Origin of the sequence: Streptosporangium sp. NPDC004379 (assembly GCF_042873875.1) — a bacterium.
In the GTDB taxonomy this organism is placed as follows: Bacteria; Actinomycetota; Actinomycetes; order Streptosporangiales; family Streptosporangiaceae; genus Streptosporangium.
Genome location: NZ_JBIAMC010000010.1, coordinates 229,494 through 252,977 on the forward strand (window position 1 = coordinate 229,494; position 23,484 = coordinate 252,977).

Here is a 23,484-nt window from a genome sequence, read left to right on the forward strand (position 1 = left end):
GTGCCTCCCAGCGGATAGGCTGGGAGGTCGAGTCGCAGACCCGTAGCGCAGAGGCTGGCCAAACACGTGTTCGAGACGCTTTCCGACCGGCTCACATCGGTCTTCTCCTCCCTCCGTTCCAAGGGTCGGCTGTCCGAGGCCGACATCGACGCCACGTGCCGCGAGATCCGCATCGCGCTGCTCGAGGCCGACGTCGCCCTGCCCGTCGTCAGGACGTTCGTGGCCCAGGTCAAGGAGCGTGCCCGCGGTGCCGAGGTCTCGCAGGCCCTCAACCCGGCCCAGCAGGTCGTCAAGATCGTCAATGACGAGCTGATCGAGGTCCTCGGCGGCGAGACGCGGCGTCTCCGCTACGCCAAGAACCCGCCGACCGTCATCATGCTCGCGGGCCTTCAGGGCGCCGGAAAGACCACCCTGGCCGGCAAGCTGGCCCGCTGGCTGCGCGACCAGAACCACGTGCCGCTGCTGGTCGCCGCCGACCTCCAGCGCCCCAACGCGGTCCAGCAGCTCGCCGTCATGGCCGAGCGTGCCGGTGTGGCGGTCTACGCCCCCGAGCCGGGCAACGGCGTCGGCGACCCGATCGCCGTGGCCCGCCAGTCGATCGACCACGCCAGGCGGCAGCAGCACGACGTCGTCATCATCGACACCGCCGGCCGCCTGGGCATCGACCAGGAGCTGATGAAGCAGGCCGCCGACATCCGCGACGCGGTCTCGCCCGACGAGGTCCTGTTCGTCGTGGACGCCATGATCGGCCAGGACGCCGTCACCACGGCCCAGGCGTTCATGGAGGGCGTCGGCTTCGACGGCGTCGTGCTCACCAAGCTCGACGGCGACGCCCGGGGCGGCGCCGCCCTGTCGGTCCGCCACATCACCGGCAAGCCGATCATGTTCGCCTCCACCGGTGAGAAGCTGGAGGACTTCGACGCCTTCCACCCGGACCGGATGGCCTCCCGCATCCTCGACATGGGTGACATCCTCACCCTCATCGAGCAGGCCCAGAAGACCTTCGACGAGGCCGAGGCCGTCAAGATGGCGGGCAAGCTCACCTCGGGTGAGGGCTTCACGCTGGAGGACTTCCTCGAGCAGATGATGATGGTCCGCAGGATGGGCCCCATCAAGAACCTCCTCGGCATGATGCCCGGCATGGGGCAGATGCGCGACCAGCTCGACCAGTTCGACGAGCGCGACCTCGACCGCATCGCCGCGATCATCCGTTCGATGACCCCGGCCGAGCGCGAGAACCCGAAGATGATCGACGGCTCCCGGCGGGCCCGCATCGCCAAGGGCTCCGGCGTGACGGTGACCGAGGTCAGCGGCCTGGTCACCCGCTTCTTCGACGCCCAGAAGATGATGAAGCGGATGGCCGGCGGAATGGGCCTCCCCGGCATGCCCGGCGGCCGCAAGGCCAAGGCCGCGCAGAAGAAGGCCGGCAAGGGGCGCCGGGTCAGCGGCGACCCGCGCAAGGCGGCCCTCGGCAAGAAGGCATCCGGTGGGGCCGACGGCAAGGTCCCCGGCGGCGCCCTCGGCAACCTGGGCGCCGGGCAGCTCCCCGGTCAGCTTCCGCCGGGCCTGGAACTGCCGCCGGGCTTCGACCCCTCCAAGTTCAAGTTCCCGGGCCAGAAGTGAGCGACGGCCGGGACGGTGGCGGCTTCCACGGGCGCGCCCGGTGGATCTGGGTGGTCATCATCCTCGGTTTCATCGCGATGGCGACACTGGAGTTCCTCGGCCTCGGCCCCCGGTAGCGGGCCGGACCACCGGTGAGGAAGGGGGCGGCGGGGGAGACCCGCCGCCCCCTTCCGGTTCCGGCCCCCGGCGCTCGGCGCTCGTGCCCGGAGTCCGGCGGACGACCGTGAGGTCTTTCCGCGCCGAGGGCCCGGCGGGCGGACGGTCGTACGGCGGCGTCCGCGCTCAGGATCCGGCGAGCGGACGGTCGTACGGCGTCGTCGCCAGCGTCAGCAGCACCCGCAGCAGCGACGGCAGGTCGTCCGCCGGCGCGGCCGGCCGTACCGGGGCGGCGCCGGGGGCCGCGGCCCGGACGACCGCGTGGTCCCACCGGCCCCCTCCGGCCGGGGGCGCCTCGCCCGCGGGGGAGGCGGCCCGCATCGTGAGCACGGCGCCCAGCACGGCGATCGACCCGGCGGCGGTGAGCGTCAGAGATCTCAGGGTGGTTGCCACGGCGGCCATTTAGCGCAGCGGCGGGCCCGTCCGGCACGGCGGACACACACGGATTACCGACTCTTGCCCCGGGCTCGCCGTACGGGATGGCCCTTCGGGGCCGGGCACCCCCGCGGGTCTGGCACAATGGCATGTTGGAACACCGTGACCCTGTGGGTGCCCTCTCACCCCCGCGCGGCACGGCCTGTCCCTTGAACGGTCTTCTCCTCGTGCCCCACTCGATGAGATGCCGCTCACCCACGCTTTCGAAGCAGGAGAGACCACAGCAGTGGCAGTCAAGATCAAGCTCAAGCGGCTCGGCATGATCCGCAACCCGCAGTACCGCGTCGTCGTCGCCGACAGCCGCACCAAGCGTGACGGCCGTGCGATCGAGGAGATCGGCCTGTACCACCCGAAGGAGCACCCCTCGCGCATCGAGATCGATGCCGAGCGGGCGGCCTACTGGCTGGGTGTCGGCGCGCAGCCGACCGAGCCGGTGCTGAAGCTCCTCAAGCTCACCGGCGACTGGCAGAAGTTCAAGGGCGAGCCGGCTCCGGCCCCCCTGAAGGTCGCCGAGCCCAAGGCCGACCGCCACGCCGCCTACGAGGCCGCGGCCAAGGAGGCGCTGTCGCTCGACGCCGCCGCCGCCACCACGCCCAAGAAGAAGGCATCCAAGGCCGCCAAGGCCGAGGAGCCCGCCAAGGCCGACGAGGCCGCCGCTGAGACCCCGGCTGAGCCGGCGGCTGCGGCGGAGAAGCCGGAAGGCGAGGCCTGAGGTGCTTGAGGAGGCCCTCGAGCACCTGGTGAAGGGCATCGTCGAACATCCCGGCGATGTCCAGGTTCACGCCCGTCGCATCCGCAGCGGCCGTGTGCTCGAGGTCCGGGTCCACCCCGACGACCTCGGCAAGGTCATCGGTCGCGGTGGCCGCACGGCCAAGGCTCTGCGCACGGTCATGAACGCGCTGGGCGATGGCAAGTACGTCCGGGTCGACCTCCTCGACCTCAACGAGGCCCGTTAGGTCCCGCTCGCACCGAGCGGGACCCAGCGGTGAACGCATATCGAGCGAACGGGCCACCCGCCCAGCGTGGGTGGCCCGTTCGCCTGTCATCACACGAACCACTTGGAACCACTTGGGAGGCGGGCGTGCAGCTTGTCGTAGGCCGGATCGGCCGGCCGCACGGGCTCCGCGGCGAGGTGTCCGTGGAGGTGCGCACCGACGACCCGGAGAGCCGTTTCGCCCCGGGATCCGCCCTCTCCACCGATCCGGCGTCCGCCGGCCCGCTCGTCGTGGAGTCCCGGCGGTGGCACTCGGGGATCCTGCTGGTGAGGTTCCTGGGAGTGGCCGACCGCGACCGGGCCGAGGAGCTCCGCGGCACCATGCTCGTCATCGACTCGGAGGAGATCCCGCCGTCCGAGGACCCCGACGAGTTCCACGACCACCAGCTCATCGGCCTCGCGGTGGTCACCCCCAACCGGGAACGGGTCGGCGAGGTGACCGACGTGCTGCACCACGGCCAGGACCTCCTGGTCGTGCGGCGTGACTTCGGCGACGTCTACGTCCCGTTCGTCAAGGCGCTCGTCCCGGTGGTCGACCTGGACGAGGGCATCCTGGTCGTGGACGCCCCCGAGGGCCTGCTCGACCCCGACGCGGCCGTCTGACGGCCATCCGGACATGCGCATCGACATCATCTCGATCTTCCCCGAGTACTTCGCCCCGCTCGGCGTCTCCCTCATCGGCAAGGCACGCGAGCGCGGCATCCTCGACGTCCACCTCCACCAGCTCCGCGACTGGGCCCACGACGTGCACCGCACCGTCGACGACACGCCGTACGGCGGCGGCCCCGGCATGGTCATGAAGCCCGAGCCGTGGGGGGAGGCCGTCGACGCGGTCCTCGCCGCCGACCCGGACGCGCGGCCCAGGATCATCGTGCCGACCCCCAGCGGGGTGCCGTTCACCCAGCGCCTGGCGATGGACTACGCCGCCGAACCCTGGCTGCTGTTCACCCCGGCCCGCTACGAGGGCATCGACTCCCGGGTCATGGCCGAGTACGGCTCGCGCCTGCGCGTGGACGAGGTGAGCATCGGCGACTACGTGCTGGCCGGCGGCGAGGCGGCGGTGCTGGTGATGGTCGAGGCCGTCGGCCGGCTGCTGCCCGGCGTGCTGGGCAACGCGCGCTCGGCCGTGGACGACTCCTTCGCGCCGGGGGAGATGGAGAACCTCCTCGAAGGCCCCGTCTACACCAAGCCGCCGGAGTGGCGGGGGCACCGGGTCCCGGAGATCCTGCTCTCCGGGCATCACGGGAAGATCGCCCGGTGGCGGCGGGACGAGGCGCTGCGCCGTACCGCCCGGAACCGGGCCGAGCTGCTGGCGGCGCTCGACCCCGAGTCCCTCGACAAGCACGACCGGCGGCTCCTCACGGAGCTCGGCCTGCTTCCCTGAGGGGCCGCGGCCGGTTCCTCTGTGTCCGTTTCGCCCGTTCCAGGTCGTCCGGTCGGTTCCGCGTGATCGTTCCGTGTGGTCATGGTGGTTGATTTCCGGTCGGTCGCCGGGATATGGCAGACTGAAGCGTTGCCGCCGACTGCCTGCAGGCCGGCGCGCTGTCGGGCAGACGGTCCGGCTCCGCGGAAACAGGCGCGGAGGCGGGCACAGACGCATCCATTCCAGTACGCGTGTCCACCGCGACGCCGCCTCACCGCGGCCGGGTGAACCTCCGCGTGCTCGCTCAGATGAGGTACCACTGTCATGCACACGCTGATCAGCGAGCTTGAGAAGTCCACGCTCCGTTCCGACGTCCCGGCCTTCCGCCCCGGTGACACGCTCGAGGTTCACGTCCGAGTGATCGAGGGCAACCGCTCCCGTGTCCAGGTCTTCAAGGGCTTCGTCCTGCGCCGCCAGGGCGGCGGCGCCCGCGAGACCTTCACCGTCCGCAAGGTCAGCTACAGCGTCGGCGTCGAGCGCACCTTCCCGGTGCACAGCCCCGTCATCGAGAAGATCGTCCTGGTGACCCGCGGTGACGTCCGCCGCGCCAAGCTGTACTACATGCGTGACCTGCGCGGCAAGGCCGCCCGCATCCGCGAGAAGCGCGAGAGCCGCTGACGCCTCGCCGCGTCTCCGGCGCCTCCGGCCCGTGTCCCCTCACCGGGGAGGCGGGCCGTTCGCGTCCGTACAGGCTTGACCGCCTTTGAGGAAACGCATGGCATGAGGTAACCGGACTGGCGAACGTCCGGCCCCATCCATCATTTAGGCTCATCACCGATGAGTAGCGAAGACCGGGAGTCCGGCGCAGCCTCGCGTCGACCTGTCGAGGACGAGGTGCACGTGGTCGCCGAAGACACGCAGAAGACCGCCAAGGGTGACGAGGGCAAGAAGAAGGGCTCCTTCTGGAAGGAATTGCCCATCCTGGTCGTCGTCGCACTGGTCCTCGCACTGGTGATCAAGACCTTCGTGGTCCAGGCGTTCTACATCCCCTCGGAGTCGATGGAGAACACCCTCCTGGTCAACGACCGCGTCCTGGTGAACAAGCCGGTCTACCGGATCCGCGACATCGAGCGGGGCGACGTGGTGGTGTTCTCGGGCGTCGACTCCTGGGACGGCGAGGTGGAGATCCCCGAGCCGTCCAATCCCCTGTCGGCGGCCCTCCACTGGGTCGGCGGCGTGTTCGGCATGGTGCCGAACGAGAAGGACTACATCAAGCGCGTCATCGGCGTCGGCGGCGACACGGTCGAGTGCTGCGACGTCAAGGGCCGGGTGACGGTCAACGGCGTCCCGCTGGACGAGAAGACCTACCTCTACCCCGGTGACGTGCCCTCGCGGGAGCCCTTCAAGGTCAAGGTCCCCGCGGGACGGCTGTGGGTGATGGGCGACCACCGCTCGGTCTCCCTCGACTCCCGTTCCCACCTGGGTGACCCCGGCGGCGGGACGATCCCGGTGGACAAGGTGATCGGCCGTGCCTTCGTGATCGTCTGGCCGTTCTCCAGGGCGAAGGTCATCTCGATTCCGGACACCTTCGGCCAGCCGGGCCTCCAGCCGGTCGCCGCGGCGGCCGCCGGGGCCACCCCGCTCTTGGGCGGGTTCGCGCTGGCCACCCCGCTGCTGCTCTGGCGCAGGCGCAGGCGCTCCCGGAGCTGACGGCCCCTTCGGGGCACGGGGACCGTACGGGGGTCCGGGTGCCCTCCGCCCGGCGCGGACGGCCTTTCCGGGCCTTTCCGGGCGGGGAAACCGCGCGTCCCCGGGGCCCGGTGGCCTTACCCTCATGATTGTGGAACCTGACAGCGAAACGGCGAAGTCCGGCGAAGACGCACCCGGGGACGCGACGGGGAAGGGCACGGCCGGGGGCGGCGCGAAAACCGGGACGGGTGCGGCCGGGGACGGCGCGAAGGAGTCCAAGGAGTCCTCCGGCAAGGGCGGCGGCCTGCGCGAGTCGATCCTCCTGATCGCATCCGGTGTGGTGGCGGCGCTGCTGCTGCACCTGTTCGTCGTCGAGTCCTTCTCCATCCCGTCGGAGTCGATGGAGAACACCCTGAAGGACGGCGACCGGGTGATCGTCAACAAGCTGCACGGCGAGACCGAGCGCGGCGACGTCGTTGTCTTCACCGGCTGGCGGGACGAGTACACGATCAAGAGGGTCATCGCGGTCGGCGGGGACACGGTCAGGTGCTGCGACGCCCAGGGGCGGATCACCGTCAACGGCGTCCCGCTCGACGAGAAGGCATACCTGCACCCGGACGACTTCCCCTCGGGGCAGAAGTTCGAGAAGGTCGTGCCGGAGGGGCGGCTGTGGGTGATGGGCGACCACCGCTCCGCCTCGGCGGACTCCCGCTCCCACGAGAAGCAGCAGGGTGAGGGCACGATCTCCGAGGATCAGGTCGTCGGCCGCGCCTTCGCGATCTACTGGCCGTTCTCCAGGGCCACCGTGCTGTCGACCCCCGGCACCTTCGCCCGGACCTTCACCGGTACGCGATAGCGGTACCGAACGGGCCGCACAGGGCGTAACCTCTGCCCATGGTCGCTATGTCTGCCGCGGTGCCGTGACGGGCGCGCTCCGTCCCGCACCCTGTGTGGTCCGGCGCGACTCGGGGCTGTACGGCTACGAGCGGGCCCTGGAGCGTCGCGGGCTGGGGCCGGTGGCCGGGGTCGACGAGGCGGGCCGGGGCGCCTGTGCGGGGCCGCTGGTGGTCGCCGCCGTGGTGCTCGGCCGCCGGATCGACGGCCTGGGCGACTCCAAGCTCCTGACGGCCGCCCGCCGGGAGTCCCTCTACGAGCGCATCACGGCGACCGCGAAGGCGTTCGGCGTGGTGGTGATCCCCCCGGCCGAGATCGACACGCGCGGCCTCCATCGCTCCAACATCGAGGGCATGCGCCGTGCCGTCGCACGGCTGCCGTGCGCCCCCGGCTACGTGCTCGTCGACGGTTTCGCGGTCCCCGGCATGTCCGCGCCGTCCCTCGCGGTGTGGAAGGGCGACCAGGTCGCGGCCTGTGTCGCGGCCGCCTCGATCGTGGCGAAGGTGACCCGTGACAGGATGATGATCGCCCTGCACGAACGTCACCCGGATTACGGTTTCGCCGCGCACAAGGGGTATGGGACCGTGAGCCATCGCCGGGCGCTGGAGAGACACGGCCCGTGCCCGGAGCACCGGTTCTCCTTCGTCACGGTGGCGAGGGCGGAGCCGGGGCGGTCGATGGGCGAGAATGAAGTGGGGGCCGGTGTCGCCTGATCGGGCGGGCCGGGCAAGGCCTTTAACAGGAGGACCGGTATGAGCGCAGAGGATCTCGAGAAATACGAGACCGAGATGGAGCTGCAGCTTTACCGCGAGTACCGTGACGTCGTCGGGTTGTTCACCTACGTCGTCGAGACCGAACGGCGCTTCTATCTCACCAACTCCGTCGACCTGGACGTCCGCACCGCCGAGAACGGCGACGTGTTCTTCGACGTGAAGATGCAGGACGCCTGGGTGTGGGACATGTACCGCCCGGCGAGGTTCGTCAAGAACGTCCGCGTGGTCACCTTCAAGGACGTCAACGTCGAGGAACTCGCCAAGGCGGACCTCGAGATGCCCAAGGAGGGCTTCTCCGGCTGACCCCGGTTCCCGGGGGTTGTCCACAGGCGCGCCCGGCGCCCGTCGTCTGTCCACAGAACCGCGTTCGGTCCTCCGGGGCGGGGCCGGATCAGGCGAAGGTCTGGAACCGGAGGTGGTTCCATGGCCGCGAAACACGAGCTGGGCCGGTACGGCGAGCAGATCGCCGTCGACTATCTGCTGGCTCAGGGCATGCAGATCCTGGATCGCAACTGGCGGTGCCCGGACGGAGAGATCGACGTGGTCGCCCGGGAGGGACGGGCGCTCGTCGTCGTCGAGGTGAAGACCCGCTCGGGTCAGAGCCACGGCACCGCCTTCGAGGCGGTGACCGAGGCCAAGCTGGCCCGCCTGCGCCTGCTGGCGGTCAGATGGCTGGGGGCCGGGCCCCGGCGGTTCGAGTCGATCCGCGTCGACGTCGTGGCGCTGGAGCGGTTCGCCGGAGACTTCGCCATCCGGCACGAGCGGGGGGTGTGCTAGATGCGCACCACGCCGCCGCGCGCCGTCCGTCACCGGGGGGTGATGTGAGTGGCCGTCGCGCGCACCCGCTGCGTCGCCCTGATCGGGGTGAGCGGCCATCCCGTCGACGTCGAGGCCGACGTCGGAGCCGGCGTGTCGGGGCTGCACCTGATCGGCATGCTGGACACCGCGCTGAGCGAGGCGCGTGACCGCGTCCGCTCCGCCGTGGTCAACAGCCGCCACCCCTGGCCCGACACGCGGATCACCGTCAGCCTGTTCCCCGCCAGCCTGCCCAAGCGGGGGAGCCTGTTCGACCTCGCGATCGCGATCGCCCTGCTCGCGGCGGCGGGGGTCGTGCCGGCCGCCAAGGTGGCCGAGCCGTTCTTCCTCGGCGAGCTCGGCCTCGACGGCTCGGTGCGGCCGGTGCGGGGTGTGCTGCCCGCCGTCCTGGCGGCCGTCGCGGCGGGGGCCCGCACCGTCGTCGTCCCCGCACGCAACGTCGCCGAGGCGTCTCTCGTGCCGGATGTGACGGTGGTCCCGGTCGCCGCCCTTTCCGACCTGGTGAAACTCCTGCGCGGTGACGGGCCGCCGACTCCGGGAGGCGTCGCAGGCGAGGCGGAGGACACCGGGGGCGACAGGGGCCGCAGAGGTGACGCGGGTGACATGGGCGACGCAGGTGACATGGGTGACGCGGGCGACATGGGCGACACGGCCGGCGGGCCGGGGGGCGTCGCCCCCGACCTGGCCGACGTCGCCGGTCAGCCCTTCGCCCGCCGCGCGTTGGAGATCTGCGCGGCAGGAGGGCACAACTTCTGGATGCTCGGCCCGCCGGGCACCGGCAAGACGATGCTCGCCGAGCGGCTGCCCACCCTGCTGCCGCCCCTGGAGCGGGACCAGGCGCTGGAGGTGACCGCCATCCACTCCGTGGCGGGCGTCCTGCCTCCCGACCGCCCGTTGCTGACCCGCCCGCCCTTCGTCGCGCCCCACCACACCGCGACCGTCGCGGCCATCGTGGGCGGGGGAAGCGGGGCGGTCCGTCCGGGCGCCGTCTCGATCGCCCATCGCGGCGTGTTGTTCCTCGACGAGGCCCCGGAATATCCCGCGAGCGTCCTCGACTCGCTCAGGCAGCCCCTCGAGTCGGGCCGGGTGACGGTCTCCAGGGCGCAGGGCACGGTCACGTTCCCGGCCCGGTTCATGCTCGTGCTGGCCGCCAACCGCTGCCCGTGCGCGCGCCCGTCCCGGCCGGACGACCCGTGCCGGTGCTCCCCGGCGGCCCGCCGCCGCTATCTCGCCAGGCTCTCGGGCCCGCTGCTGGACCGTATCGACGTCAAGGTCACCCTCTATCCCTCGACCCGGCGGGAACTGCTCGCCGACCGGCGGTTCACCGAACCGAGCCGGGTGGTGGCCGAGCGGGTGCTGCTCGCCCGCGAGCGCGCGGCCAGGCGCCTGGCGGGCACGCCCTGGCGTTGCAACGCCGAGATCCCCGCCCGGGCGCTGCACACCGTCTACCGTCCCGCGTCGCAGGCGATGGCCCCGCTGCTCACCTGCCTCGACAGCGGCGCGTTGAGCGCGCGGGGGCTGGACCGGGTGCTCCGGCTGGCCTGGACGCTCGCCGACCTCTCCGGGAAGGCCGGCCCCGAGGTCGCCGAGACCAACGCCGCGCTCGGTCTGTGGCTGGGGGAGGAGCGGTGAACGACAGGCTCGCGCGGGTCACACTGATGCGGCTGGCGGAGCCCGGCGACACGCTGATGGGCGGGCTGGTGGCTTCGCTGGGCGCGCAGGAAGCGGTGGAGCGGGTGCGCGCCGGCCACCCGGACCCGGCGCTCGTCCGTCTGCTGACCGGTGGTGACGGCGGTGACGGTGGTGACGACGATGACGCCGGAGGCTCCGCCGGGGGTGCCGGTGGGAGCGGGACGGGCGGGTCGCGGGAGGAACGGATCGCGGGCCGGCTCGGGCGCGCGTTCGCCTCCTGGTCGGCCCGGCTGGAACCGGCCGACCCCCGGCGGGACCTGGCGGAGGGGGAGCGGAGTGGGGCCCGGCTGGTGATCCCCGGCGACCCGGAATGGCCCACCCAGCTCGACGACCTGGGGCGGAGCCGCCCCTACGCCCTCTGGCTCCACGGCGACGCCGACCTGCGATTCTCCTGTCTGCGTTCCGTCGCGATCGTGGGCTCGCGGGCCGTCACACCGTACGGCGCGCACGTGGCGGCGGAGTTCGGCGCCGGGCTGAGCGGGCGCGGCTGGAGCGTCGTCTCGGGAGGCGCCTACGGCGTCGACGGCGCGGCCCATCGGGGGGCCCTCGCCGGAGACGCGCCGACCGTAGCGGTGCTCGCCTGCGGCGCCGACGTCGCCTACCCCAGCGCGCACCACCAGCTCTTCGCCGCCGTGCGCGCTCACGGCGTGCTGGTGAGCGAGTGTCCCATGGGCTCCCATCCGACCCGCCCACGGTTCCTGATCCGTAACCGGCTCATCGCAGCGCTGTCCAGGGGCACGGTGGTCGTGGAGGCGGCCGTGCGCAGCGGGGCGCTCAGCACCGCGAGGCACGCGCTGTCACTGAACCGCGTCCTCGGGGCGGTGCCCGGGCCGGTGACGTCGGAGACGTCGGCCGGATGCCACCGGCTGATCCGGCAGGGGGCGGCAGTCTGCGTCACCACCCCCGAGGAGGCGGTCGAGCTCACCGGCATGATGGGGACCGACCTGGCCCGTGAGCCGTGCGGCCCGGTGCTGCCGCGTGACGGGCTGGAGCCCGAGACCCGGCGGGTGCTGGAAGCCGTGCCGGCCCGGGGCGGAGCCGGGCCCGCGGCGATAGCGGTGACGGCGGGCGTCGGCATGGACACCGCGCTGTCCTGCCTCGGCGGCCTGGCCGCGGCCGGCTACATCGAGCGGGTCACCCGGGGCTGGCGCCTGCGCCCGGAGGGGCCGCGGAGCCCTTCCGGGCGGTGAGGCGGTGAGGCGGTGACCGGGATTCGGACAGGCCCGGCGCCCGTCATACGCCGGGAGCGTCCGTGGCAGCAGCGCGTCGATGTCGCGGGTCGCCTCGGTGACGGCCGCGGCATCCCGCAGGTCGACTTCGCGGGCGTCGACGAGGTCGCCCCAATTCCCGCGGGCCTGTTCGGGGTGGTGGCTCAGCTCACGAAGGCCGACGGCCGTCCCCGCGCGGGCGGATGCCCGTCCTATGGAGAGCACGACGGCAAGCGCGTCCGCCGGCCGCCTCCGTGCGGGGCCGAAGGACCTTCGCCGGTCACATAGCGAGCGGGCGTGGTTCCGACGTGCCGGACGAAATGCCGGTTCAGGTGCGCCTGGTCATGGAATCCCACACTCGTGGCCACCTCGGCCGGCCGTTGGCCGTTCAGCAGGAGCCGGCGCGCCCGCTCGATGCGTCGGCCCGTGAGATAGGCGTGCGGTGGCAGGCCGTACGTCTGCTGACGGTCCAGCCCGAAGTCGACCGCGCCGTCGTCGAGGATCATCAGGTCCCACGTGTCGTGAACGTGGGCCGGATAGGCGTGGTCGGTGAAGTGCGCGTGGAAGACCTCGGCGATGCCCGGGACCGACGGTTCCCAGGCGGTGACCGCTGCCGGCGGACGGTGGGAGGTCATGCCAGGAACGTACAAGACGCGCGGGGCCTCAGCGGGCCAGGCTTGCCGTATCGGTCACCGCCCCTGTCCGGGCGGTCCACGGCAGAAAGGCGCCATCGGATGTCCGTTTCCCTGAGCCCCGTCAACATCGCGCACAGGCTCTCCCGGTTCGACGAGCTGTGGACGCAGAAGACGATCGCCGGCCTCAACGACTACGAGATCAAGCTCGCCAAGCTGAAGGGAGAGTTCGTCTGGCACACCCACCCGGAGACCGACGAGCTGTTCCTGGTCGTCAGCGGCCGACTCACCATCCGGCTCAGGGAGGGGGACGTCGCCCTCGGCCCTGGCGAGCTTTACGTGGTGCCCCGCGGTGTCGAGCACTGCCCTGTGGCGGGGGAGGAGACGGCCATCCTGCTGGTGGAACCGGCGGGCACACTCAACACCGGTGACGCGGGAGGCCCGATGACCAGGGTCGCCGAATCCCTCGATTAGCGGGCGCCGTACTCCGTCACCCGCCTGGAACCGGCCTGTGCGTTTCCGGGTCCGCCCGTGCTCCGGCGACCCGGGGACCGTCCGGCGCCGGAGCATCCGGGTGCCCGGGTGTGCGAGGGTTCCGTCGTTCTCCGTGACGAAAGGTCGTGAGCCGATGCGGAATCTGATCACCGCCCGTCTGGTGCTCGTCCCCTGGGAGCACCGTTTCCTGGACGATCTCGTCCGGCTGTCCGCCGACGAGCGGGTTATGAGGTTCGTCGGCAGCGGGCCGTGGGACGGGCGGTACGCCGGCGAACGGCACGAGTCGGCCCTCGGACAGTGGGCGACGCATGGGTTCGGGATGCGTGCCGTCACGAGCGCGGACGACGGGAGGTTTCTCGGCCTCGTCTCCCTGGGCGAGTCCCGGGCCACCGGATTCGAGACGCCTGTCTTCGAGATCGGCTGGTGGGTGGACCCGGCGGAGTGGGGACACGGCATCGCCACCGAGGCGGCGGCGTCGGTCCGGGACGAGGCGTTCAGCCGGGTGGGGGCGAGGTCGATCGTCGCCTGCTTCCACCGCGACAACACCGCCTCCGAACGCATCATGGCCAAGCTCGGAATGAGCCCTCACGGGGATGTCATCGACCGGTACGGCGAGCCCGCCCGGATGTACGCGCTGACCCGTGCCGAATGGGAACGTCTCGGGTCTCCGAAGCCCCTGAGCCCCTGAGGCCGTGATCGTCGGGTGGGGGTGCGCGGCCGGGCGCGGCGGGGTCACCGATCCCGGCGCGTGGGCCGGACCGGCAGCAGCCGTACCCGTCCCCGGCCCAGCAGGAGCAGCGGGTCGAGGTACAGCCGGTCGCGGAGCAGCCCCCAGTGCAGGCAACCGGCGGGGCAGTGACCGGGGATGTCCTGGAGGGTGCCGATCACCTGGTCCCGCTCCACGGTCTGTCCGCGCCGTACCGAGGGGGTGACGGGGAGATAGGTCGTCCGCAGACCGCCGTCGTGGAGAACGGTGACCACGCTCCGTCCGGCGAGCGGCCCCGCGTAGCCGACCGTGCCGGCGCCCGCGGAGCGGACCTCCGTGCCGGGTGGTGCGGCGAGGTCGGTTCCCCGGTGCCCGGCCAGCCAGGGCCGCGCCGGGGGCGCGAACTCCCGGAGCACACGGAGCCGTCCGGCGAGCGGCCGGCCCCACCGGGGAGAGGGCTCGACGTTCCGGGGCCGGGGCGAGGACGTCGTCTCCGGGCGGGGCGAGGACGCGGCTTCCGGGTGAGGGGAGGGCCGGCGGGAATCGGGCCGGGAGGCGGAGGCTTCCAGGCGGGTCGTCCGATCGCCCTGGTCCGGGGCTGGAGGACCTGCGGCTCCCGGCGAGGTGAGCAGCAGCGCCGGCAGCAGGAGATGTGTCCCGAAGACGCGGAAGGAGCTCATCCGCCCAGGATGGGGATCACCGCGAGGGCGGGGCCGGGCCGAACACGGTTCTGTGGACGACCGGCGTGCGCTCCCGGACGGCACGCGTCCTCGGGGAGGCGCGATGTCCCGGGCGGCACGTGTCGCCGGGGAAGCGGTTCCGGACGGCACGCGTCCTCGGGGAGGCGGCGCGACGTCATGGGCGGCCCATCTCACCGGGGAAGCGGTCCGAAGCGGTCCCGGACGGCACGTCTCATCGGGGATCATCGGGAAAGCGGCGCGGGGGAGTGGCGCAGCGGGGAGAGCCAGACCAGCGGGATGGCGAGGAGCACGATGCCCGCCGCGCCGCACCACAGCACCGAACGCAGGCCGAACAGCTCGCCGGCCACGCCGCCCGCCAGGCCGCCCGCGGCGACGACGCCGTGGATCCCGAAGGTCATCGTGGCGTTGACCCGGCCCCGCAGTTCGGCGGGCGCCTCCCGGAGGGTGATGGCCCCCATGGAGGTGGCGAAGGCGACGATCGCCGCGCCGCTGACGAGCCCGCTGGCCGCCATGACGGCGAACCTGGTCCAGACCGGCCCGGAGGCGAGCGCCGTCACCACGTAGTCGAGCGGGAACAGCAGCATCGCGTAGCGGAGGATGCGGTTCTCGCCCACCCGCCCGATGAGGCGCGCCGCGGCCAGGGCGCCGAGCAGGCCGCCCACACCGAAGCACGCGCTGACCGCGCCGACCATCCCGGCGGGCAGGTCGAGGACGGTGACGGCGTAGAGGACGAAGATCGCCATGTACGCGCCGCCGAAGAAGTTGATCGCCATCCCGGAGCCGCAGAGCGCGCGGAGCGCGGGGTCCGCCGTCACGGCGCGCAGGCCCTCGCGGATCTCGGCCCACATGCCGCGAGGGACCGCGGGCACGTGCTTCTCCGGGGCCCGGATGCCGCGGATCAGGAACGCCGAGGCGAGGAAGGACAGCGCGTCGACGAGCAGGGCGAACGGCGCGGTGGCGATCTGGACGAGCAGGCCGGACAGGCTCGGGCCGCCGATGATCGCCAGTGAGGTCGCCGACTGGAAGCCGGCCAGCGCCTGGGGTCGCCGGCTCTCGTCGACCACGGCGGTGACGTGCGGGAAGCTGCACGCCCGGAAGAGCACCGAGCAGAGGCCGACGGCGAACGTCACGGCGATCAGCCACGGCACGGTCAGCCATCCGGCGAGCCAGGCCACCGGGACCGTGGCGGTCGCCGCCGCCGCCGTCACCTCACAGCCGATCATGACGGGCCGGTGCCGCCGCATCCGGTCGGCCAGCGCGCCCGCCTGGAGCCCGGCCAGCAGGTAGGGGAGGGAGCCGGCCGCGGCGAGCACGCCCATCTGCGCGGGGGAGGCGCCGAGGAGGGTGGCGGCGGTCAGTGGTACGGCCAGCCGGGAGACCTCGGCGCCGGTCTCGGAGACGGCGCGCGCCGAGAGCAGCAGCCGGTAGTCGCGCTGCCGGCGAAGGGGGACGGGGCGAGGTCCGGAGACGGCGTCGTCAGTCTGAAGGGAATGCTTCACATCTGTGAAAGTAATCCTTCACAGATGTGAAGGCAACCCTTCAGACCTGAGCGGGTACGGTTTCCCCATGACCCAGGAGGCGCGCAGGCAGCTCACCGACCCCGTGGCGATGCGGGCGCTCGCCCACCCCGCGCGGCTGGCGATCCTGAACCGGCTGCAGGCCGAGGGGCCCGCCACCGCGACCGAGGTGGCCGAGGTCGTCGGCGTCACGCCCAGCGCCGCCAGCTACCACCTGCGGATGCTCGCCAAGTACGGCTTCGCCGAGGACGCGCCCGCACGCGGCGACGCCCGGGAGCGCATGTGGCGGCACAGCTCCGGTGGCATGGTCATCAGTCCCGAGGCCGACGACCCGCCGGAGGTGCGGGCGGCCAAGGAGCTGCTCATCAAGGCCGTGCGCGATCACGCCGCCGACGAGGCGACGCGCGCGCTGGCGAGCTTCGACCGCGAGCCCGCCGAGTGGCAGGAGGCGTCGATCTTCTACCGGACCGTCCTGTTGGTGAGCGCCGAGGAGCTCAGGGAACTGCACCGGCGGATCGACGAGTTGCTCGATCCCTACTCGATCAACAGGCGCGACCGGGCGGAGGTCCCGCCCGGCGCCCGGGTCGCGGAGGCGCAGGTGAACCTCTTTCCCCGCGCCGAGCGGCGCCCGCACGGGCTCCCGCAGGAGGGCACGCATCCCGGCCCCCTCGACGGGTAGGCCCTTTCCCGCTCGCCGGCGCGGCGGCCGTCCCCTCGCGGGAAGGGGCCGTTCGCCGGCTCCGAGCCCCGTCCCGGTCCCCTTCGCGCGGCTCCCTCGCAGGCGGGGGCCGTTCCCCCGCCTGCCGGGAGGCGGTTCCCCGTGGGCGGTCAGGATGGCTGACGCGCCGAGGTCGGGCGGAGGTCCGGCTGAGGGTACACTTTTCGATGGCCTGCACCACGCGGGCCGACTTCGCATGTCCCGCTGAGAACCGTCTCCCCCGGTCCGGGTGAGAGCCCGGCTGGAGCCGGTTCGGGACATCAGGGCGGTGGCCGAGGGCCGCCGCGTCAACCGAGAACAGCGCCCAGCGATGGGTGCCCCGACCTGGAGGACAATCACATGTCCACCCCCGTCGTCACCATGCGACAGCTGCTCGAGAGCGGCGTTCACTTCGGCCACCAGACTCGTCGCTGGAACCCGAAGATGAAGCGCTTCATCTTCACCGAGCGCAACGGCATCTACATCATCGACCTCCAGAAGTCGCTGTCCTACATCGACAGGGCCTACGACTTCGTCAAGGAGACCGTCGCCCACGGCGGCACGATCATGTTCATCGGCACGAAGAAGCAGGCGCAGGAGGCCATCGCCGAGCAGGCGGCCCGCGTCGGCATGCCGTACGTCAACCAGCGCTGGCTGGGCGGCATGCTCACCAACTTCTCCACCGTGCACAAGAGGCTCCAGCGTCTGAAGGAGCTCGAGGAGCTCGACTTCGACAACGTCGCCGCCTCGGGGCTCACCAAGAAGGAGCTCCTCATGCGTCGCCGTGAGAAGGAGAAGCTCGAGCGCACCCTCGGCGGTATCCGCGACATGGCCCGCGTTCCGAGCGCGGTGTGGGTCGTCGACACCAAGAAGGAGCACATCGGGATCAGCGAGGCCCGCAAGCTCAACATCCCGGTCGTCGCGATCCTCGACACCAACTGCGACCCGGACGAGGTCGACTACCCGATCCCGGGTAACGACGACGCCATCCGCGCCGTCGACCTGCTGACCCGGGTCGTGGCCGACGCCGTCGCCGCCGGTCTCATGGCCCGCGCCGGCGCCAACCGCGGTGACGACAAGCCGGCCGTCGCCGGTGGCGCCGAGCCGCTCGCCGAGTGGGAGCAGGAGCTGCTCGCCGGCGGTGAGAACGAGGCCAAGGCCGAGGCCGCCCCGGCTGAGGCCCCGGCCGCCGAGGCCGACGCCGACGCCGCCGAGGCCCCGGCTGCCGAGGCTGAGGCTCCGGCCGCCGACGCCGCCGAGGCTCCGGCCGCCGAGGACGGCGCCGAGGGCGAGAAGGCCTAGTTCTCATCTCGTACGGTTCGCCGTACGAACCCGCAAGGCTCTTTTCGGGTGGGCGCGCCTCCTTCAGGGGGTGTGCCCACCCGGTCCACGACGATTCCGACGAGGAAAAGACAATGGCTTCCGTGAACATGGCCGACGTCAAGCGGCTTCGCGAGCTGACCGCCGCCGGCATGATGGACTGCAAGAAGGCTCTGGAGGAGTCCGCGGGCGACTTCGACCGCGCCATCGAGATCCTGCGCCTCAAGGGCGCCAAGGACGTCGGCAAGCGCGAGGCCCGCACCGCCTCCAACGGCCTGGTCGCCCTGAAGCAGGACGGCGACTCGGCCGCCGCGCTGCTGGAGCTCAACTGCGAGACCGACTTCGTGGCCAAGGGCGAGCGCTTCCAGGAGCTGGCCGCCCAGGTCGTCGAGCACATCCTGGCGTCCCGCCCGGCCGACGTCCCGGCCCTGCTGGAGTCGGAGTTCGACGGCAAGACCGTCAAGACCCACCTCGACGAGGCCAACGCCGCGCTGGGTGAGAAGATCGAGATCCGCCGCTTCGCGGTTCTGGAGGGCGGCTACGTCGGCGCCTACATGCACAAGACCGACCCGCAGCTCCCGCCGGCGGTCGGCGTGCTCGTGCAGCTCGACGCCCCGAACGCCGAGGTCGCCAAGGACATCGCCCAGCACGCCGCCGCGATGGCTCCGAAGTACCTCAACGCGGACGCCGTCCCCGCCGACGTCATCGAGAAGGAGCGCGCGCTCTTCGAGGAGATGACCCGCGAGGAGGGCAAGCCCGAGGCCGCCATCGGCAAGATCGTCGACGGTCGCATCAACGGCTGGTTCCGTGACTTCACCCTGCTGCAGCAGGCGTTCGTCAAGGACAACAAGAAGTCCATCGGCAAGTACGCCGACGAGAACGGTGTCAAGGTCGAGGCCTTCGTCCGCTTCAAGGTCGGACAGGCTTAGTCTTAACCCAGCTTCTCTCAGCCACAGCACTACAACGAGGAGGCCGCCGTCGTGCAGGAGAACTCAGAATCCGCTACGTCGGCGGTTTCTTCGTATTCAGGTCCGCTCCGCTGGAAGCGGGTCATGCTGAAGCTGTCGGGTGAGGCGTTCGCCGGCGGAGAGCCGCTGGGCATCGACCCCGGGGTCGTCGGCCACCTGGCCGACTCGATCGCGGAGGCCGTCCGTAAGGGCGTGCAGGTCGCGGTCGTGGTCGGCGGCGGCAACATGTTCCGCGGCGCGGCCCTGTCCGAGCGCGGCATGGACCGCGCCCGGGCCGACTACATGGGCATGCTCGGCACGGTGATCAACTGTCTGGCCCTCCAGGACTTCCTGGAGAAGCGGGGCATCGACACCCGTGTCCAGACGGCGATCACCATGCAGCAGGTCGCCGAGCCCTTCCTGCCCCGTCGCGCCATCCGCCACCTGGAGAAGGGGCGCGTGGTCATCTTCGGAGCCGGGCTCGGTTCGCCGTTCTTCTCCACCGACACCTGCGCCGCGCAGCGCGCGCTGGAGATCGGTGCCGAGGCGCTGCTCAAGGGCACCCAGGTGGACGGCGTCTACGACGACGACCCCCGGAAGAACCCCGACGCCGTACGGTTCGACCACCTCGAATATGGTGAGGTCCTGACCCGTGGCCTCGGTGTGATGGACGCCACGGCCATCAGCCTCTGCATGGACAACGGCCTGCCCATCGTGGTCTTCGACCTCATGGGTGAGGGCAACATCCTGCGGGCGGTGCGTGGTGAGAAGATCGGCACGCTGGTGAGTCCGGCAGGGAAATAGGGAGCGAGCCTGACGAGCGAGCGGAGCGGTGCGCGACGCAGGAGTGTCCCGCGAAGTGAGTGAGGATGGTGAGTGACCCATGAGCGGGGAGCGAGCCTGACGAGCGAGCGGAGCGGTGCGCGACGCAGGAGTGTCCCGCGAAGTGAGTGAGGATGGTGAGTGACCGAGAAGAAGGAGTCGCTGTGATCGACGATACCCTCCTCGAAGCCGAGGAAAAGATGGACAAGGCCGTGTCGGTGGCGAGGGACGACCTCGCAGGCATCCGTACGGGCCGTGTCACCCCGTCGATGTTCAACAAGATCACCGCTGAGTACTACGGGACGCCCACTCCCATTCAGCAGCTGGCCTCGTTCCATGTCCCCGAGGCCCGCATGGTCATCATCCAGCCCTTTGACAAGAGCTCGATGGCCGCGATCGAGAAGGCGATTCGCAACTCCGACCTCGGTGTCAACCCCGGTAACGACGGTCAGGTCATCCGCGTGGCCTTCCCCGAGCTGTCGGAGGAGCGCCGCAAGGAGTACGTGAAGGTCGCCCGGACCAAGGCGGAGCAGGCCAAGGTCTCCATCCGCAACGTCCGTCGCCACGCCAAGGAGACGCTCGACAAGATGATCAAGGACGGCGAGGCGGGTGAGGACGAGGTGCGTCGCGCGGAGAAGGAGCTCGACGACCTCACCCAGAGGCACGTCGCTAAGATCGACGAGCTGCTCAAGCAGAAGGAAACCGAGCTGCTCGAAGTCTGATTCGTAATCCTTGTCCCGTCCGGATCTCCGGTACGGGACAAGGATTTTGTGTACGGAAGTGGGACCCCTTGGAAGCTGCGGCGGGCGGTAGCCGTACCGGCCGGAATCTCCCCGCCGCCATCGCGGTGGGCGTCGGCCTGGGAGCGGCCGTCATCGGCTCCCTCTATTTCGTCAAGGTGCTCTTCCTCGCCGTGGTGGTCGCGGCGGTGGGCGTCGGCGTGACGGAACTGGTCAGGTCGTTCGCGGAGAGGGACATCCGGGTTCCGCTGATCCCGTCGCTGGCCGGGATGACCGCCATGCTCGTCGGCGCCTACTACGGCGGCCCCGCCTGGATGCTCGGCCTCTTCGCGGCGACGGTCCTGACACTGATGATCTGGCGGATGTTCCAGGGCACCGAGGGGTACGTCCGTGACACCTCCGCCACCGTCCTGGTCGCGGTCTATCCGTCGTTCCTGGTCGCGTTCGTGGCGCTGCTGCTCAGTCATCCGGTCGACGGCCCGGACCGGGTGATCACCTTCATCGCCACCACGGTCGCGAGCGACATCGGCGGATACGCCGCGGGAATCCTCTTCGGCAAGCACAGGATGTCCCCGCTGATCAGCCCGAAGAAGACCTGGGAGGGTTTCGCCGGCTCGGCGGTCGCCTGCATGGCGGTGGGCGGCTGGCTGGTCTCCTGGCTGCTGGAGGCCGAGATCTGGAAGGGCGTCCTGATCGGCGCGGTGGTCGTGGTGTTCGCCACGCTCGGCGATCTCGTCGAGTCGGTGATCAAGCGGGACCTCGGCGTCAAGGACATGGGAAGCGTGCTGCCCGGCCACGGCGGCCTGATGGACCGGCTCGATTCCCTTCTCGCCGCGCTCATCCCGGTCTGGGCGCTGCTCACCCTGCTGATCTGATCGTCCCGGACGCTCCCGAGGGGCGGCCGGGAGGTCAGCCCACCCGGGTGATCCGGTCGGCCGTCAACCGGGGCAGCAGCGCGCGGTAGCCGCTCGCCGCGGCCAGGCGCAGCTCGTCGTCGGTGAGCGGCACCAGCCAGAGCCACCGTACGGCGTCGCCGCCGAAGGTGAAGCCCGACAGGTCCGGCAGGCCCGGTGGTCCGGCCAGCATGAGGACGCCGTTGTAGGCGGAGCCGAGGGGGAACGTCTCCGGCCGGTGGTACCACTTCGCCGTGTGCCCGTGACCCAGCCAGGTGACCGAGTGCCATGGGTACTGCGCCAGCCACAGGAACAGCCGGGCGGCCTCCCGGGCGTCGCCCCGGGTCGCGACGGCGAGTTCCACCCGGGCGTACGCCTCCGGGCGGTCGATGTACTGCTCCACGGTGGGCATCCGCTGGCAGCTCATCCCCACCGTGGACAGGATCGTGTGCTCCCGGCCCCGCTCCGGCGGCCGCTCGGTGATGCCGACCGTGGGCAGCCGGCCGCCGCCGGCGTCCCAGAACCTCCCCGCGGTGCCGACCGCCCGGTCCAGGTGGCCCATCACGAACTGCTGGAAGGACGCCCAGGAGCCCTCGCCGTCGCGCCATTCCCAGTAGGAGCCGGCCTTGGCCAGCCGCGGGGCCAGGGCCTCCATGGCGTCCTCAAGGGACCAGGCGAACGGTGACTCGCCCACCGCGTCGCGGGAGTATCCCGGCATGCCGCGGCTCACGTCGGCCCAGCCAGGAATGACCGCCAGCAACTCGTCGTTCTCGTACAGGGCGACGCCGTCGCCCTCCTCGAACCACAGTGACCGCAGGGTGCCCAGGGGTCGTCTGCCGCCGGGGTGCCGGGTGTTCGCCCGGGGGGCCACCGGCGGGAGTTCGGAGGCCAGCCGATCCAGGTCGATGGTCTCCGGGGCCGGGACGTGGTTGGCCAGCCACACCGCTCCGTGGACCTCGCCCTTCGGACCGCACAGGTAAGCTACCGAGGAAGTCTCGTCGCGTTCGACCACCAGGGTGCGGCTTCCGTAGGGGCCGGTGTCGCTGAGCAGGATCTCGATGCCGTCTCCCCGCTCGCCTGCGGACCGGATTGTCGCCATATCTCCGGACTTTAGATCAGAGTCGAGTGTCGCTTCGAGTAACCGTCGAGAGAAGGCTTTGGACGTGTCGACTGCCAGCCAGCCCGGGACCCCCGTACCCGGCCAGCTCACCTTCGTGGCGCCCCGCAGGGCCAAGCCCGCGCGCCACCTGGCCGACCTGACCATGGCCGAGCGTCGCGCGGCCGTCGCCGAGCTCGGCGAGAAGCCGTTCCGGGCCGACCAGCTCTCCCGGCACTACTTCGAGCGGCTCACCGCCGACCCGGGTCTGATGACCGACCTGCCGGCCGCGGCGCGTGACAGGTTCGCCGCGCTGTTCCCGACGCTGCTCACCTCCGTCCGGGAGATGACGACCGACGGCGGCACCACCCGCAAGACGCTGTGGCGGCTCTTCGACGGCGCGCTGGTCGAGTCGGTCCTCATGCGCTACCCCGACCGCGCCACCATGTGCGTATCCTCCCAGGCCGGCTGCGGCATGAACTGCCCGTTCTGCGCCACCGGCCAGGCCGGCCTGACCCGCAACATGAGCACCGCGGAGATCGTCGAGCAGGTCGTCGCCGGGGCGCGGGCCCTGGCCGCGGGCGAGGTCCCGGGCGGCCCCGGCCGGGTCAGCAACGTGGTCTTCATGGGGATGGGCGAGCCGCTGGCCAACTACAGGGCGGTGATCGGCGCCGTGCGCCGGATGGTCGAGCCCGCTCCGAACGGCCTGGGCATCTCCGCCCGCGGCGTCACCGTCTCCACCGTCGGGCTGGTCCCCGCGATCGGCAAGCTCGCCGACGAGGGCCTGCCGGTGACGCTGGCGCTGTCCCTGCACGCCCCCGACGACGAGCTCCGCGACACCCTGGTGCCGATCAACACCCGGTGGAAGGTCGCCGAGGTCCTCGACGCGGCCTGGGCGTACGCCGCCAGGACCAAGCGCCGCGTCTCCATCGAGTACGCGCTGATCAAGGACGTCAACGACCAGGAGTGGCGGGCCGACCTGCTCGGCAAGCTGGTCCGCAACAAGCTCGTGCACGTCAACCTGATCCCGCTCAACCCCACCCCCGGCTCGAAGTGGACGGCCTCGCGCCCCGAGGACGAGCGCGCCTTCGTCCGCCGCCTGCAGTTCCACGGCGTCCCGGTGACCGTCCGCGACACCCGGGGCCGCGAGATCGACGGCGCCTGCGGCCAGCTCGCCGCCGCGGAGTAGCCCACCCGTCCGGGCGGCGGCGGGAGACGTCCCGGCCCTGACGGCCGCGGAGACCGGGAGGGCCGCGGCATGCGCCCCTCCCGGTC

At 71.4% G+C, this 23,484-nt stretch carries 27 protein-coding genes; 22 read left to right on the top strand and 5 right to left on the bottom strand.

The genetic code is table 11. The features are described from left to right. The first annotated feature begins 66 nt into the window (after nt 1-66). A complete protein-coding gene (gene ffh, locus ACFYSC_RS22895) occupies nt 67-1,623 on the top strand; it encodes a signal recognition particle protein (protein WP_362930716.1) in 1,557 nt (518 codons plus the stop codon). Nucleotides 1,624-1,905: 282 nt separating this feature from the next. Here the strand turns inward: ffh and ACFYSC_RS22900 are convergent, their stop codons facing one another. Continuing rightward, a complete protein-coding gene (locus tag ACFYSC_RS22900) occupies nt 1,906-2,172 on the bottom strand; it encodes a hypothetical protein (RefSeq protein ID WP_389965003.1) in 267 nt (88 codons plus the stop codon). 268 nt (nt 2,173-2,440) lie between these two features. Here ACFYSC_RS22900 and rpsP point away from each other — a divergent pair, with 268 nt between their 5' ends. The 12 genes from rpsP to dprA all read left to right on the top strand — a co-directional run bounded on the left by rpsP (nt 2,441) and on the right by dprA (nt 11,625). Beyond that, nucleotides 2,441-2,926, top strand: coding sequence for a 30S ribosomal protein S16 (gene rpsP, locus ACFYSC_RS22905; protein ID WP_362930720.1), 486 nt, complete (start codon nt 2,441-2,443; stop codon nt 2,924-2,926). 1 nt (nt 2,927) lies between these two features. Beyond that, nucleotides 2,928-3,170 carry an RNA-binding protein gene (locus tag ACFYSC_RS22910; protein WP_362930722.1) on the top strand — a complete coding sequence of 81 codons (243 nt, stop codon included), beginning with the start codon at nt 2,928-2,930 and terminating at the stop codon, nt 3,168-3,170. 125 nt (nt 3,171-3,295) lie between these two features. Further along, on the top strand, nt 3,296-3,811 hold the full coding sequence (rimM, locus tag ACFYSC_RS22915) for a ribosome maturation factor RimM (RefSeq protein ID WP_389965008.1): 516 nt from the start codon (nt 3,296-3,298) through the stop codon (nt 3,809-3,811). A 13-nt stretch (nt 3,812-3,824) separates the two neighbouring features. Continuing rightward, nucleotides 3,825-4,592 carry a tRNA (guanosine(37)-N1)-methyltransferase TrmD gene (trmD, locus tag ACFYSC_RS22920; RefSeq protein WP_389965011.1) on the top strand — a complete coding sequence of 256 codons (768 nt, stop codon included), beginning with the start codon at nt 3,825-3,827 and terminating at the stop codon, nt 4,590-4,592. 303 nt (nt 4,593-4,895) lie between these two features. After that, nucleotides 4,896-5,249: a 50S ribosomal protein L19 gene (gene rplS / locus ACFYSC_RS22925; protein ID WP_362930728.1), complete on the top strand. Its 354-nt coding sequence runs from the start codon at nt 4,896-4,898 to the stop codon at nt 5,247-5,249. Nucleotides 5,250-5,408: 159 nt separating this feature from the next. Next, the gene (gene lepB, locus ACFYSC_RS22930; RefSeq protein ID WP_389965014.1) at nt 5,409-6,281 is read left to right on the top strand and encodes a signal peptidase I; all 873 of its coding nucleotides are present in this window, start codon (nt 5,409-5,411) and stop codon (nt 6,279-6,281) included. A 124-nt stretch (nt 6,282-6,405) separates the two neighbouring features. After that, nucleotides 6,406-7,116, top strand: coding sequence for a signal peptidase I (gene lepB, locus ACFYSC_RS22935; protein WP_389965017.1), 711 nt, complete (start codon nt 6,406-6,408; stop codon nt 7,114-7,116). Nucleotides 7,117-7,210: 94 nt separating this feature from the next. Then, complete coding sequence (locus ACFYSC_RS22940; protein ID WP_389965020.1) at nt 7,211-7,867, top strand: ribonuclease HII; 657 nt, start codon at nt 7,211-7,213, stop codon at nt 7,865-7,867. A 39-nt stretch (nt 7,868-7,906) separates the two neighbouring features. Next, nucleotides 7,907-8,230, top strand: coding sequence for a DUF2469 domain-containing protein (locus ACFYSC_RS22945; protein WP_026215037.1), 324 nt, complete (start codon nt 7,907-7,909; stop codon nt 8,228-8,230). 120 nt (nt 8,231-8,350) lie between these two features. After that, entirely contained in the window at nt 8,351-8,704 is a 354-nt protein-coding gene (locus ACFYSC_RS22950) for a YraN family protein (RefSeq protein WP_389965024.1), read from the top strand. Nucleotides 8,705-8,752: 48 nt separating this feature from the next. Then, complete coding sequence (locus tag ACFYSC_RS22955) at nt 8,753-10,375, top strand: YifB family Mg chelatase-like AAA ATPase (RefSeq protein ID WP_389965027.1); 1,623 nt, start codon at nt 8,753-8,755, stop codon at nt 10,373-10,375. After that, nucleotides 10,372-11,625, top strand: coding sequence for a DNA-processing protein DprA (gene dprA, locus ACFYSC_RS22960; RefSeq protein ID WP_389965030.1), 1,254 nt, complete (start codon nt 10,372-10,374; stop codon nt 11,623-11,625). The genes ACFYSC_RS22955 and dprA overlap by 4 nt, the downstream gene beginning before the upstream one ends. 230 nt (nt 11,626-11,855) lie before the next feature. Here the strand turns inward: dprA and ACFYSC_RS22965 are convergent, their stop codons facing one another. Then, nucleotides 11,856-12,278 (bottom strand): helix-turn-helix transcriptional regulator, encoded by a 423-nt coding sequence (locus ACFYSC_RS22965; RefSeq protein WP_389965033.1) that lies wholly within the window; start codon nt 12,276-12,278, stop codon nt 11,856-11,858. Between the two features lie 99 nt (nt 12,279-12,377). Here ACFYSC_RS22965 and ACFYSC_RS22970 point away from each other — a divergent pair, with 99 nt between their 5' ends. Next, nucleotides 12,378-12,749: a cupin domain-containing protein gene (locus ACFYSC_RS22970; RefSeq protein WP_389965036.1), complete on the top strand. Its 372-nt coding sequence runs from the start codon at nt 12,378-12,380 to the stop codon at nt 12,747-12,749. A 154-nt stretch (nt 12,750-12,903) separates the two neighbouring features. Then, nucleotides 12,904-13,458 carry a GNAT family protein gene (locus ACFYSC_RS22975; RefSeq protein WP_362930747.1) on the top strand — a complete coding sequence of 185 codons (555 nt, stop codon included), beginning with the start codon at nt 12,904-12,906 and terminating at the stop codon, nt 13,456-13,458. Nucleotides 13,459-13,502: 44 nt separating this feature from the next. On the opposite strand, the gene ACFYSC_RS22980 is transcribed toward ACFYSC_RS22975, so the two are convergent. Next, complete coding sequence (locus ACFYSC_RS22980) at nt 13,503-14,156, bottom strand: murein hydrolase activator EnvC family protein (RefSeq protein ID WP_389965039.1); 654 nt, start codon at nt 14,154-14,156, stop codon at nt 13,503-13,505. Between the two features lie 242 nt (nt 14,157-14,398). Continuing rightward, entirely contained in the window at nt 14,399-15,676 is a 1,278-nt protein-coding gene (locus ACFYSC_RS22985) for an MFS transporter (protein WP_389965042.1), read from the bottom strand. 67 nt (nt 15,677-15,743) lie between these two features. Between ACFYSC_RS22985 and ACFYSC_RS22990 the strand changes: the two genes are divergently transcribed. The 6 genes from ACFYSC_RS22990 (at nt 15,744) to ACFYSC_RS23015 (ending at nt 21,095) form a co-directional block, all read left to right on the top strand. Then, nucleotides 15,744-16,373 (top strand): ArsR/SmtB family transcription factor, encoded by a 630-nt coding sequence (locus ACFYSC_RS22990; protein WP_389965045.1) that lies wholly within the window; start codon nt 15,744-15,746, stop codon nt 16,371-16,373. A 378-nt stretch (nt 16,374-16,751) separates the two neighbouring features. Then, nucleotides 16,752-17,693: a 30S ribosomal protein S2 gene (rpsB, locus tag ACFYSC_RS22995; protein ID WP_389965048.1), complete on the top strand. Its 942-nt coding sequence runs from the start codon at nt 16,752-16,754 to the stop codon at nt 17,691-17,693. A 113-nt stretch (nt 17,694-17,806) separates the two neighbouring features. Next, nucleotides 17,807-18,640 carry a translation elongation factor Ts gene (tsf, locus tag ACFYSC_RS23000; RefSeq protein ID WP_362930757.1) on the top strand — a complete coding sequence of 278 codons (834 nt, stop codon included), beginning with the start codon at nt 17,807-17,809 and terminating at the stop codon, nt 18,638-18,640. Between the two features lie 123 nt (nt 18,641-18,763). Continuing rightward, the gene (gene pyrH, locus ACFYSC_RS23005; RefSeq protein WP_218911649.1) at nt 18,764-19,462 is read left to right on the top strand and encodes a UMP kinase; all 699 of its coding nucleotides are present in this window, start codon (nt 18,764-18,766) and stop codon (nt 19,460-19,462) included. Nucleotides 19,463-19,644: 182 nt separating this feature from the next. After that, nucleotides 19,645-20,202, top strand: a complete 558-nt coding sequence (gene frr / locus ACFYSC_RS23010) for a ribosome recycling factor (RefSeq protein WP_389965053.1) — start codon at nt 19,645-19,647, stop codon at nt 20,200-20,202. 68 nt (nt 20,203-20,270) lie between these two features. After that, a complete protein-coding gene (locus ACFYSC_RS23015; protein WP_389965055.1) occupies nt 20,271-21,095 on the top strand; it encodes a phosphatidate cytidylyltransferase in 825 nt (274 codons plus the stop codon). A 34-nt stretch (nt 21,096-21,129) separates the two neighbouring features. On the opposite strand, the gene ACFYSC_RS23020 is transcribed toward ACFYSC_RS23015, so the two are convergent. Then, a complete protein-coding gene (locus ACFYSC_RS23020) occupies nt 21,130-22,212 on the bottom strand; it encodes a suppressor of fused domain protein (protein WP_389965058.1) in 1,083 nt (360 codons plus the stop codon). 64 nt (nt 22,213-22,276) lie between these two features. Between ACFYSC_RS23020 and rlmN the strand changes: the two genes are divergently transcribed. Further along, the gene (rlmN, locus tag ACFYSC_RS23025; protein WP_389965062.1) at nt 22,277-23,398 is read left to right on the top strand and encodes a 23S rRNA (adenine(2503)-C(2))-methyltransferase RlmN; all 1,122 of its coding nucleotides are present in this window, start codon (nt 22,277-22,279) and stop codon (nt 23,396-23,398) included. Nucleotides 23,399-23,484: the final 86 nt, after the last annotated feature.

Coding starts and splice junctions, on each gene's coding strand:
- trmD (WP_389965011.1), top strand. CDS start 3,825: ATGCGCATCGACATCATCTCGATCTTCCCCGAGTACTTCGCCCCGCTC.
- rplS (WP_362930728.1), top strand. CDS start 4,896: ATGCACACGCTGATCAGCGAGCTTGAGAAGTCCACGCTCCGTTCCGAC.
- lepB (WP_389965014.1), top strand. CDS start 5,409: ATGAGTAGCGAAGACCGGGAGTCCGGCGCAGCCTCGCGTCGACCTGTC.
- lepB (WP_389965017.1), top strand. CDS start 6,406: ATGATTGTGGAACCTGACAGCGAAACGGCGAAGTCCGGCGAAGACGCA.
- ACFYSC_RS22945 (WP_026215037.1), top strand. CDS start 7,907: ATGAGCGCAGAGGATCTCGAGAAATACGAGACCGAGATGGAGCTGCAG.
- ACFYSC_RS22950 (WP_389965024.1), top strand. CDS start 8,351: ATGGCCGCGAAACACGAGCTGGGCCGGTACGGCGAGCAGATCGCCGTC.
- ACFYSC_RS22965 (WP_389965033.1), bottom strand. CDS start 12,278: ATGACCTCCCACCGTCCGCCGGCAGCGGTCACCGCCTGGGAACCGTCG.
- ACFYSC_RS22970 (WP_389965036.1), top strand. CDS start 12,378: ATGTCCGTTTCCCTGAGCCCCGTCAACATCGCGCACAGGCTCTCCCGG.
- ACFYSC_RS22975 (WP_362930747.1), top strand. CDS start 12,904: ATGCGGAATCTGATCACCGCCCGTCTGGTGCTCGTCCCCTGGGAGCAC.
- ACFYSC_RS22980 (WP_389965039.1), bottom strand. CDS start 14,156: ATGAGCTCCTTCCGCGTCTTCGGGACACATCTCCTGCTGCCGGCGCTG.
- ACFYSC_RS22990 (WP_389965045.1), top strand. CDS start 15,744: ATGACCCAGGAGGCGCGCAGGCAGCTCACCGACCCCGTGGCGATGCGG.
- rpsB (WP_389965048.1), top strand. CDS start 16,752: ATGTCCACCCCCGTCGTCACCATGCGACAGCTGCTCGAGAGCGGCGTT.
- tsf (WP_362930757.1), top strand. CDS start 17,807: ATGGCTTCCGTGAACATGGCCGACGTCAAGCGGCTTCGCGAGCTGACC.
- pyrH (WP_218911649.1), top strand. CDS start 18,764: ATGCTGAAGCTGTCGGGTGAGGCGTTCGCCGGCGGAGAGCCGCTGGGC.
- ACFYSC_RS23020 (WP_389965058.1), bottom strand. CDS start 22,212: ATGGCGACAATCCGGTCCGCAGGCGAGCGGGGAGACGGCATCGAGATC.